Origin of the sequence: Flavobacterium myungsuense, assembly GCF_042677265.1 — a bacterium.
Taxonomy (GTDB): domain Bacteria; phylum Bacteroidota; class Bacteroidia; order Flavobacteriales; family Flavobacteriaceae; genus Flavobacterium; species Flavobacterium myungsuense.
Window position 1 is genome coordinate 80,241 of record NZ_JBHTIZ010000022.1, and the last position, 12,201, is coordinate 92,441.

Genomic DNA, 12,201 nt, shown 5'->3' on the forward strand with positions numbered 1-12,201 from the left:
ATATTTTTGTTGTGTTAAATAATGTATAAAAACATTTAAAAACCATTTTTCGGGGGAAAAAAGTTATGAAAACAATTACTTACATAAACAAAAAAATATTTTTACTAATAGGTCTCTTATTAGTAACTATTATTGGGTACGCTCAGTCACCTCAAACATTTACAACTTCAGGAACATGGACATGCCCTGCAGGGGTAACCTCTATTCAAGTAGAAGCTTGGGGAGCAGGTGGTTCTGGTGGTGGTAACAATTCAAATTCTGATGGTGGCGGTGGCGGTGGCGGTGGAGCTTACAGTCGTTCTACTATTACAGTTATCCCTGGGGTAACATATACTTTAACAGTAGGTACTGGAGCAATTGGAACTGCTGTAGACGGAACAGCTGGAGGAGATTCGTGGTTTAATACAACTGGAACTTTACTTGCTAAAGGAGGTAATGGAGGTATTGCTGGAACTTCTACATCTGGAGCTGCAGGAGGAAATGGTGGTGCAGCTGCAAGTGGTATAGGAACCACTAAGTTTTCTGGAGGTAATGGAGGTAATGGAAATAATAGTGGTACGGGAATGGGTGGTCCTGGAGGATCATCTGCAGGTACTTTGGCAAACGGTACTTCTGGAACTAATCCTTGGACAACAGTAACTGCTGCCGCTGCTCCAACTGGAGGAGGAATTGGGGGAAACGGTGGTAATAACAGAAATAATGGTGTTTCTGGAATACTTTTTGGAGCTGGTGGTGGTGGTTCTGGTGAGAGAATTGCCTCAGGAACACCTTCAATAGGTGGGAATGGAGCTAATGGTCAGGTTGTTATTACTTGGTCGTGTACCTCTAATACAATTTCATTTACTTCTGCACTTGGAACTGACAATCAAACTAGATGTATCAATACTCCAATTACAAATATTACTTATAGTACTACTGGGGCAACGGGTGCTACTATTAGCGGACTACCGGCTGGTGTTACTGGAACTTGGGCTTCTAACACAGTTACTATAGGCGGAACGCCAACTGAGTCTGGAACATTTAACTACACTGTTACTCTAACAGGAGGTTGTGGAACAGTTACTGCAAATGGAACTATTAACGTGACCCCTTTAAATACTATTGCTGCAGGTATTGACAGAACAACTTGTATTAATACTTCAATATCAAACATTACTTTAACAACTACTGGAGCTACTGGAGCTACTGTTACTGGTTTGCCATTTGGTGTTACTGGTTCTTGGGCATCTAATCAGGTTACCATAAGTGGTACTCCTACGGCATCTGGAACTTTTAACTATACAGTTACAACTACCGGTGGTTGTACTCCTGCAACAACTACTGGAACTATAACAGTTTCGCCAATACATACAATTACAGCAGGAATTAACAGAACAACTTGTAATAATTCTGCAATAACAACTATCACAATAACAACTACTGGAGCTACTGGAGCTACTGTTACTGGTTTACCAGCTGGTGTTACTGGAACTTGGGCCTCTAATCAAGTTACTATCAGCGGAACTCCAACTGCATCTGGAACATTTAACTATACAGTTACAACAACTGGTGGTTGTTCCGTATCAACAACAGGAACTATAACAGTTACACCTTTAAATACAATTGTAGCAGGCATTAACAGAACAACTTGTATAAATACCGCACTAGTAACCATCACTTTAGCAACTACTGGAGCTACTGGTGCTACAGTTACTGGGTTGCCAGCTGGCGTGACTGGAACTTGGGCTTCTAACACAGTTACTATAAGCGGAACGCCAACTGCATCTGGAACATTTACCTACACTGTTACAACTACAGGTGGCTGTACTCCGGCAATAACTACCGGAACTATTACAGTTTCAACAATACATACAATTGCTGCAGGAATTAACAGAACATCGTGTATTAATACTGCAATAACAAGCATCACTTTAACAACTACTGGAGCTACTGGAGCAACAGTTACTGGCTTACCAGCTGGTGTTACTGGTTCATGGGCATCTAATATAGTTACTATCAGTGGAACTCCAACGGCTTCCGGAACATTTAACTATACAGTTACAACTACTGGTGGTTGTACTCCAGCAATAGCGACAGGAACTATTACAGTTACACCTTTAAATACCATTGTTGCAGGCATTAACAGAACAACTTGTATTAATACTGCAATAACAAGTATCACTTTAGCAACTACTGGAGCTACTGGAGCTACAGTTGCTGGTTTGCCAGCTGGTGTTACTGGAACTTGGGCTTCTAATCAAGTTACTATCAGCGGAACTCCTACTGCATCTGGAACATTTAACTATACAGTTACAACTACAGGTGGCTGTACTCCTGCAATAACTACTGGAACTATTACAGTTTCACCAATACATACAATTGCATTAGGAATTAACAGAACAACTTGTATTAATACTGCAATAACAAGCATCACTTTAGCAACTACTGGGGCTACTGGAGCTACAGTTAGTGGTTTACCAACTGGTGTTACTGGAACTTGGGCATCTAATCAAGTTACTATAAGCGGGACTCCAACTGAGGCAGGAACATTTAACTATACAGTTACAACAAATGGTAGTTGTACTCCAGTAATAGCAACAGGAACTATTACAGTTACTCCTTTAAATACCATTGCGGCAGGAATTAACAGAACAACTTGTATTAACACACCAATGTCAAGCATCATTTTATCAACAACTGGAGCAACTGGGGCTATAGTTACTGGTTTGCCAGCTGGTGTTACTGGTTCTTGGTCAGTAAATCAAGTTACCATTAGCGGAACTCCAACTGCTGTTGGGACATCTAATTATTCGGTTGTTACAACTGGTGGTTGCGCGCCTCAAGTTACAGCAACTGGTTCTATAACTGTTAATGTATTTCCTACAATTACAGGAACTACACCTAGAACAAGAACAGGTGCCGGAAGTGTTGTGCTAAGTGCTACGGCTTCAATTGGCACATTAAACTGGTATGATGCTTTAACTGGAGGTACTTTGTTAGGTTCAGGAACAAACTTTACTACCCCAACAATTACATCAACTACAACTTTTTATGTAGAAGCAGTTAACGGCACTTGTGCTTCTATACCTAGAAGTGTTGTTATTGCTACTGTAAATTATCCTGAGATAGAGGTTCAAGGAAATGCAACAACAATTACAAGTGGTGAAGCAGCTCCTTCAATAACAAATTGGACAGACTTTGGAGCTTCAAATACAACAAGAACTTATACAATACGCAACCTTGGTAATGCCTTATTAACTATTGGAACAATTACAATTTCTGGATTAAATGGCAGTGAATTTTCTGTAACAACTCCTCCAAGTAGCATTGTTGCAATAGGTTCTAGCACTTCTTTTGTTGTTACTTTTGCACCAACAGCTGTTGGAGTTAGAACAGCTACAATTTCAATAATAAATAATGATCCTGACGAAAGTTCATATTCTTATGAAATACAAGGAACAGGAACTGAGCAAGAAATTGATCTACAAGGTAATGCAACTTCAATTGTTAATGGTGATTCTACTCCCTCTATTGCAGACTGGACAGATTTTAGTACTGTTACAGCAACTAGAACATTCACTATACGTAACACTGGAAGTCTACCATTAACTATAGATTCAATAACAATTGAAGGAACACATGCAGCTGACTTTAGCATTACAACACCTCCAGCAACAACTGTTGCAGCAAATAGCAGTACCACATTTGTGGTAACATTTACACCAAGTGCAATTAACACAAGGACTGCTACAATAAGTATAGAAAATAACGATAATAATGAAAACCCTTATACTTTTGCAATTCAAGGATTTGGAATAATCCCTGAAATTGATATTCAAGGAAATACAATTTCTATTCCTGATAGTACTGTTATTGTTCCAACAACTTCAAATTGGACGGATTTTAGTACAGTAGCAGGAACTAGAACATTTACTATTTTCAATAATGGTAATATGACATTAAATATTGGTGCAATTACTCGTACTGGCACACATGCATCTGAATTTACTATTACGACTCCACCAGCCACAACTGTTGCAGCTTTTAGTAGTACCACATTTGTTATAACCTTTTCACCTACAGCAATTGGAACAAGGTCAGCTACAATTAGTATTGCAAATAACGACAGTAATGAAACTTCATATGATTTTAACATTCAAGGAACTGGAGCTGCAAGAGAAATTGATTTACAAGGAAACAGTGTGTCAATTCCAAATAATACTCCAACAGCTTCAATTACAACTGGTTCCGATTTTGGTCCAGCAGATATAAATTTAGCAACAGTTACCCGTACTTTTACTATTGTAAACACTGGCTCACTTCCTTTAACTATATCAAATCCAACAATCTCTGGAACTAATGCATCTGAATTTAGCATAACTGCAAATCCTAGCACTCTTACAATTGGTGCTGGAGCTGGTACTACTTTTACTGTAACATTTAATCCAAATGGGGTTTTTACAAGATTAGCTCAAATTAATATTGTTAATAATGACAGTGACGAAAACCCGTATACATTTGTGATTCAAGGTACAGGATTATTAGACAATGATGGTGACGGTGTAGAAAATAATGCTGACCAAGATGATGATAACGATGGTATTATAGATTCCGTAGAATGTGGCACTTGTATAAGTGATGTTTTTGTAAATGGAAGTTTTGAAACTCCTGTAATTGGGACTGCAACTTATGCTATTCTTCCTACATCTAGTGTGACTGGATGGCAAACTAGTGCTGAGAATTTTATCGAAATATGGAGTTCTGGAATGAATGGAGGATATGGAGCAGTACCAGCTGCTGCTGGTAATCAATTTGCTGAATTAAATGCAAACATAGCAGGAATATTATATCAGACTTTTTGTTTAAATGGAGCAGGAGGTACTATCAATTGGTCAATAAAACATAGAGGAAGAGCAGGATCTGATCAAGCTTTTGTAAAATTTGGAAATAATTTAGCTAATGCTATCGCGTCAACACCAATTGTTACAATGGTAGATGGAAATACTTCTTGGGGATCATATTCAGGAACTTACTCAATTCCTTTAGGGCAGACTAGTATCGTTTTAACTTTTCAAGCTGGCTATACGGCATCTGGTGATGCTTCCGTAGGAAATTTAATTGATGATGTTCAAATTATTATTAACCAAAACTGTATCGATACTGATGGTGACGCAATTTCAGACATTGTTGATGTAGATGACGATAATGATGGTATTCCAGATATTGAAGAAGCTGGATTTAAAGCTTACAGCAATAATAAATCTACAATGGATAGAACAAATGCTGCTACTTGGGTTGATACAAATACAAATGGATTAAATGATTATATTGATACATTGATTACTGCTGGCACATATGTTATTCCTGATACTGATGGTGATGGTGTGCCGAATCATTTAGACCTTGATAGTGATAATGACACTCTATTTGATGTAGATGAAGCAAACTTATTAAATGGTGATGGAGACATTACTGGAGATGGTAGAGGTGATGGATTAGACTCTGAAGGAGATGGACTACTAAACCTTTATGATAACTCTACAGTTTTTGGAACAACAACAAGAGCTTATGCTCAAGATAGTGATGGTAACGGTATTCCTGATTATTTGCAACTAGACTCAAATGATGATGGTATTAATGATATTCAAACAGGTTTATACGGAAGTTTTGATGCGAATGGAGACGGAAGAATTGACAGTCCTGGTGATGCTGATCGAGATGGTATTACCGATACTTTCGACACCAATGATGCAACTATAGGTTCTCCAAGAGATTTAAACAGAAAACTCTTTTTAGATTTTGATGGAAGAAATGATTATGCACAAGATGCTACTGCTTTAGGTATATTACCAAATGCATCTATAATGGCTTGGATAGATTTGAACCCAGCTTTTTCTTCAACTGGAGTTGTTATGGGTACCCCTAATTTCCTATTACGAGTTACAAGTGCAAGAAATTTAGAAGCTGTAGTTAACGGGACAACAGTGGCTTTTAACACCACAAGTCTAAACAGATCACAATGGTATCATGTTGCTGCTGTCTACGACGGGTCTACAGTAAAATTATTCCTAAATGGACTAATGGTAAATACCGCTGTAGCTACTGGCACTATTCCTTCTAACATTTTAACATTAGGGAAAAATCCAAGTGCAAGTTCTAACTTCTTCAGAGGTAAAATTGATGAAGTAAGAGTTTTTAACCTAGCACTTACTGACATACAAGTACAACGAATGGTGTATCAAGAAATTCAAAATACAGCATCTCAAGTAAGAGGAGCTATTGTTCCTAAAGATATTGGTGCGTTACCCTTTGCAAACGTATTACGATACTATAGAATGGACGTTTATAAAGATGATATTATTGATGATTTAACTACCGCATCTATTGATTTAGTTACTGGAATGGAAATTTTTAACCATAAAGTGATTAATATGCAACAAGCTCCAATGCCATTTACAACAATACGAACAGGAACATTTGCAACAGCGGTAAATGACACAACAAAAGACATTAGAGGTTTAGACGTGGTAGACTTCGATTATTCTATAATTCAAGTGAATCATAATATTACAGAAACTGCAAACAATACTGATTTGGGTATGTTTGTTAGTCCTAGTGCAACAATTACTATGAACAATAATACTAAAATACAAAACGATTGGTATTTAAAATTAGATGGTAAAATAGATTTGCAAGGTAGATCGCAATTGGTACAAACTATAAACAGTGATTTAGATGTTACAAGCGCTGGTTTTATAGAAAGAGATCAACAAGGACAATCTAATAAATTCAGTTATAATTATTGGTCTTCTCCTGTTGGAGGAATTAGCACGACTAGTAATAACAACTCGTATACAGTTGATAGCGTTATGAAAGACGGAACTGACCCTGCAAATATTCAAAACTTTACTTGGACTACTGGTTATAACGGAGCGCCAACAACACCAATCACTTTGAGTAATTATTGGATTTTTAAATTTCAAAATGTGAGTCCTATTTATGCCAATTGGGCTAAAGTTTTACAAACAGGAACTTTATTCGCAGGTCAAGGTTATACTCTAAAAGGGAGCGGTGCTGCAAGTGCTACTCAAAACTATACTTTCGTAGGCAAACCTAACAGTGGTGCAATATCTAGTCCTATTGCTGCTAATAATTCTAATTTAAGTGGTAACCCTTACCCTTCAGCATTAGATGCGAATGCATTTATAACTGCTAATCTTAGTTCTACCACAGGAACATTGTATTTCTGGGAACATTTTAGCACAAATGCCTCTCACAATCTAGCGGCCTATCAAGGTGGTTATGCTACAAGAAATCTTGTTGGCGGTACTACTCCTGTTTCTCCTGCTGGTGTTAGTGGTTTAGGTTCTAGTTCTAGAATACCTGGTAGATACATCCCTGTAGGACAAGGCTTCTTCGTAAACGGAAGTGCAACTGGAGGAACTATTAACTTTAACAATAGTCAACGTTTATTTATAAAAGAAGACGATGTTGTAAACTCTAATGCGCTTTTTAGAAACAATACTAATACTAGTACAGTAGTTCAAAAAGAGTTCGATAACAGACAAGATGCTATACCTCAAGACAATGAGTTTGCTAAAATACGATTTAGTTACATCTCTCCTGATAATAATAGACGAGAGTTGTTGTTAGGCTTTATGAACGAAAATGCTACTAGTGCCATAGATCCTGGATATGATGCTGTACAATTGGATACACAAGCTAGTGATATGTATTTCTTAAACAACAACACTAGATTAGTTATTCAAGGTGATACTTATTTTGATTCTGCAAGTTCTTTCCCTCTTGGTGTAAAAACAGCTATTGAAGGAAAAGCAAAATTTGTTCTTAATCAAACTGAAAATTTCGATGCAAATTCTAGTATATACATTTATGATAATGTAACCAAGTTATACCATGATATTAAAGAAAAAGATTTCGAAATTAATTTAACAGCGGGAACACTTGCTGATCGATTCTCTTTAAGATTCAATAACCCTTCATCGTTATCAGTAAACAACTTTGACATAAATGAAGCTGTTAAAGTAGCATTTGCTAACAATGATAATTCAATAAATATTAAGAATAACCTTTTAAACGAAACAGTTCAATCGGTTACTTTATATAACATTCTTGGTCAATCTATTAATAAATGGAATGTAAAAGATCAAGCTCAGACTAAAATTAAAATTCCTGTAACCAATGTGAGCTCAGGAACGTACATTGTAAAAGTACAAACCACAAATGGTGATATCAGTAAAAAAGTTATCATCAGATAAATGCCCTTTTTTCCCAAAAAAAAGTAAAAAAGCTTCTCATCTGAGAAGCTTTTTTAATTTATTAAACTCTAAAAATTCTAGATGCTTGCTAATTGATTTTTCAATTCGTCAAAATTAACTAAAATTTGTTCGCCAGAAATTAAGTTTTTTAATGCAAACTTTTCCTCATTCATTTCAGTTTCGCCAACAATAACTGCATAAGGAATTTGGCGCCTATCAGCATGCATAAACTGCTTACCGACTTTAATAGCGTCTGGATACAACTCTACTTTTATATTTGCAGCTCTTAATTTAGTAATGGCCTCCATGGCATAAAACGCTTCTTTTTCGCCATAATTTATGAATAACGCTTTTGATGTTGCAAGTATAGTTTCAGGAAACAGATTCAATTCTTCTAACACTAAATAAATTCTATCCAATCCAAAAGAAATCCCTACTCCACTCATATCTTTTAAACCAAAAATACCTGTCAAATCATCGTATCTTCCGCCTCCACCAATAGAGCCCATAGCTACTCCTTCGGGCGGAGCAACTTCAAAAATAGCACCTGTGTAATAATTTAACCCTCTTGCCAAAGTCACATCTAAATCTAAAATTGACTCCTTTAATCCTAATTTTGTAACTGTATCACAAATAAACTGCAACTCAGAAACTCCTTTCATTCCTTCTGCTGATGAAGTCAATAAGCCTGAAAGTTGTTTTATTTTTTCTGAAATACTTCCCGTAAAATTAAATAGCGGTTGCACTTTCTCGATAGCATTTTCAGAAATTCCTTTTTCAATCATTTCTTTTTTTACGCCTTCCTCTCCTATTTTGTCGAGTTTGTCTAAAGCTACTGTAAAATAAATTAGTTTATCAGATGCACCAATCACTTCAGCTATTCCCGAAAGAATTTTTCGGTTGTTGATTTTTATGGTAACACCTTTTAAACCCAATGCAGTAAAAACAGCATCGTATAATTGCACCAACTCTACTTCTTGCCATAATGATTTAGACCCCACCACATCGGCATCGCATTGATAAAATTCTCTGAAACGTCCTTTCTGTGGACGATCGGCACGCCAAACCGGTTGTATTTGGTATCTTTTAAAGGGAAACTCAATTTCGTTTTGATGTTGCACTACGTATCTTGCAAATGGCACGGTTAGGTCATAACGAAGTGCTTTTTCGGAAATTTTAGAAGTTAAAGGTTTATAGTTTATAGTTTGTAGTTCTTCTAAAGATACCTTATCCAAAAAATCCCCAGAATTCAATATCTTAAAAATCAATCTATCCCCTTCTTCCCCGTATTTTCCCATCAAGGTTTCAGAGTTTTCAAACGAAGGTGTTTCTATGGGTTGAAACCCAAATTTCTCGAAATTGCTTTTTATAATTGAAATAATGTATTGACGTTTTGCCACCTCAGCTGGTGAAAAATCTCTAGTACCTTTAGGAATACTTGGTTTTGATGCCATTTTTTAAATTTAGGATTTTAGATTTTAGATTGAGGATTTAATTGCTGGGTAAATCCCAAATCGAAAATCCTGAATCTTTAATTCGCTTTGCAAATATCTTATTTTTAAAATAAATAACACGGCATCTAATTCAAACTTGTAACAAAAATCGTAATTTCGTGTCAAATTGTTATGATGCTGCATTTATTTAAAGAAAATGTCCGAATTGCGCTAAGCTCTATAAAAACGCAATTGTTACGTACCATACTTACGGTATTAATCATAGCTATTGGGATTACCGCTTTGGTTTGTATTCTAACAGTTGTTTCGGCTTTAGAAAATACAGTTTCTAGTGATTTTGCATCTATGGGTGCGAATACTTTTACTATTAATCAATATGATTTTTCTGAAAGAATAGACCGCCATAACAATGCTAAAACAGAAAATCCAATAATTAGTTATCCTGAAGCTGTAGCTTTTAAACAAAAATACGATTATCCATTAACACACACTTCTCTTTCTTTTACAGCGACTTCAAATGCCGAAGTAAAATCAGAAACAAAAAAAACCGATCCCGAAATTACCGTTTTGGGTGTTGATGAATATTTTTTAATAAACTCTGGTTTAGAAACTACAAAAGGTAGAAATTTTACCACTTTTGATATTGCAAACAACACCTATTCCTGTGTAATTGGATCTGATTTTGTAAAGCAACTTTTTAAAGATGTAAATCCTATTGATCAAATTTTATCCATTCGAGGCGCTAAGTTTAAGGTTATAGGTTTGTTGAAAGAAAAAGGTTCCACTTTTGGAAACAGTCAAGATTTAAGAGTTTTAATTCCTATACAAGTAGCCCGATCACTATTTACAGCACCTGACATAAACTATACTTTAAGTGTCATGGTCGACAAAAAAGAATTGCTAGATCAAGCAACTGATGAAGCCAACAGTACGATGCGGAGAGTTCGTAAACTGAGTCCAATAAAAGACAATAATTTCGGAATTTCTAGAAGTGATGATTTAATTAATCGCATCTTGAGCATTACGCAATACTTAGGTGTATCAGCATGGGTAATAGGAATCATTACCATTTTTGGTTCTTCAATTGCATTAATGAATATCATGCTGGTTTCTGTTACCGAAAGAACTCGTGAAATTGGTATTAGAAAAGCATTAGGAGCAAAACGAGGGACAATAGCTTTACAGTTTTTTATGGAAACCTTAATTATTGGGCAATTAGGTGGGGTACTAGGAATAATTTTAGGAATACTAGCAGGTTACGGAATTGCATCTGCTATGACATTTATATTTGTCATTCCGTGGCAAGCTATTACGGCAGCGTTTTTAACCACATTTGTTGTAGCTATAGCGTCGGGTTCTTATCCGGCATTAAAAGCTTCTAGACTTGACCCAATTGAGGCTTTGAGATATGAATAGTTTATACTGAAATTATTATATTTCACATCGAATCATCCTATCGTTTCCATAAATATCTTTCCTTAATTCTATATTTTTGAAATTCATTTTTGTTAATAGTTCGACAGTTTCTTTTCCTAAATATTGATTAATTTCAAAATACAATTTCCCCTTTTTTGATAAATTTTTCAGCGCCAATTCAGCTATTTTTTTGTAAAAAATTAAAGCATCGTTATCGTCAACGAACAAGGCCAAATGAGGTTCGTTATCTAATACATTTTTCTTGATTTCAGCTTTTTCAAGATTACGCACATACGGCGGATTAGAAACTATTATGTCATATTTAATGGAAACTGGGAAGCTCGAAGTTTGAAGTTCATCCAGGTTGATAAGCTTTAGAATATCCGTTTTAATAAAATGAATAGAAACATTGTTTTTGTCAGCATTTCTTTCAGCCGTTACTATTGCCTTCTCAGAAATATCAATAGCGAAAACTTGAAAGTTTTGAAGGTTTTTAGCCAAAGAAATTGCAATACAACCGCTTCCGGTTCCTATATCTAAAACTCTCCAATTTTCGCCTATAAAATCCGTCTTCTTCCCTAAGCTTCGGGATTGCACTTCTAACTTTTGACTTTCAATAATCCAATCGACTAATTCTTCTGTTTCAGGTCTCGGGATAAGTACATTTTCATTGACTTCGAAATTCAAACCATAAAAATTTGTTTCCCCTAATATATATTGAATGGGAATTTCTTGCTGGAGTTGCTCGACAATGATGTTCCAATTTTGAATTTCATTTTCAGAAAAACCCAAATCATTTTGCAAAGCCAAATCAATTCTTTTTAGCTTACGCTTATCTTCTAAAATCAAATAAAAAAAACTCTCCACTTCGGCTTCATCATAAATGGGCGAAAGTTCCTGAATAAAATGACTTCTGTATTCTTTAATTCGCATAGATAGAAATTATTTTTTTGAGTAAAAAAGCAAAGATATTCAATCACTACTTTATTTCACACTTTAATAGAAATCAAGTAAGAAATGTGTTTTTGATATTTATCTGTTACTATTACAATTCTATATAAAACTAAATCTTA

General features: G+C 35.6%; 4 protein-coding genes. 2 read left to right on the top strand and 2 right to left on the bottom strand.

The window, feature by feature from the left end:
• Positions 1-65: 65 nt before the first annotated feature.
• Positions 66-8,258, top strand: coding sequence for a T9SS type A sorting domain-containing protein (locus ACFQ0S_RS08255; protein ID WP_379759050.1), 8,193 nt, complete (start codon positions 66-68; stop codon positions 8,256-8,258).
• Positions 8,259-8,335: 77 nt separating this feature from the next.
• Here the strand turns inward: ACFQ0S_RS08255 and hisS are convergent, their stop codons facing one another.
• On the bottom strand, positions 8,336-9,712 hold the full coding sequence (gene hisS, locus ACFQ0S_RS08260) for a histidine--tRNA ligase (RefSeq protein ID WP_379759053.1): 1,377 nt from the start codon (positions 9,710-9,712) through the stop codon (positions 8,336-8,338).
• Positions 9,713-9,883: 171 nt separating this feature from the next.
• Here hisS and ACFQ0S_RS08265 point away from each other — a divergent pair, with 171 nt between their 5' ends.
• Positions 9,884-11,128 (top strand): ABC transporter permease, encoded by a 1,245-nt coding sequence (locus tag ACFQ0S_RS08265; protein WP_379759056.1) that lies wholly within the window; start codon positions 9,884-9,886, stop codon positions 11,126-11,128.
• 15 nt (positions 11,129-11,143) lie between these two features.
• Here the strand turns inward: ACFQ0S_RS08265 and prmC are convergent, their stop codons facing one another.
• Positions 11,144-12,061 carry a peptide chain release factor N(5)-glutamine methyltransferase gene (prmC, locus tag ACFQ0S_RS08270; protein ID WP_379759058.1) on the bottom strand — a complete coding sequence of 306 codons (918 nt, stop codon included), beginning with the start codon at positions 12,059-12,061 and terminating at the stop codon, positions 11,144-11,146.
• Between the last annotated feature and the right edge of the window lie 140 nt (positions 12,062-12,201).

What these genes read in the sequence shown, in the direction of transcription:
- ACFQ0S_RS08255 (WP_379759050.1), top strand. Translation starts at nt 66, where the DNA reads ATGAAAACAATTACTTACATAAACAAAAAAATATTTTTACTAATAGGT.
- hisS (WP_379759053.1), bottom strand. Translation starts at nt 9,712, where the DNA reads ATGGCATCAAAACCAAGTATTCCTAAAGGTACTAGAGATTTTTCACCA.
- ACFQ0S_RS08265 (WP_379759056.1), top strand. Translation starts at nt 9,884, where the DNA reads ATGATGCTGCATTTATTTAAAGAAAATGTCCGAATTGCGCTAAGCTCT.
- prmC (WP_379759058.1), bottom strand. Translation starts at nt 12,061, where the DNA reads ATGCGAATTAAAGAATACAGAAGTCATTTTATTCAGGAACTTTCGCCC.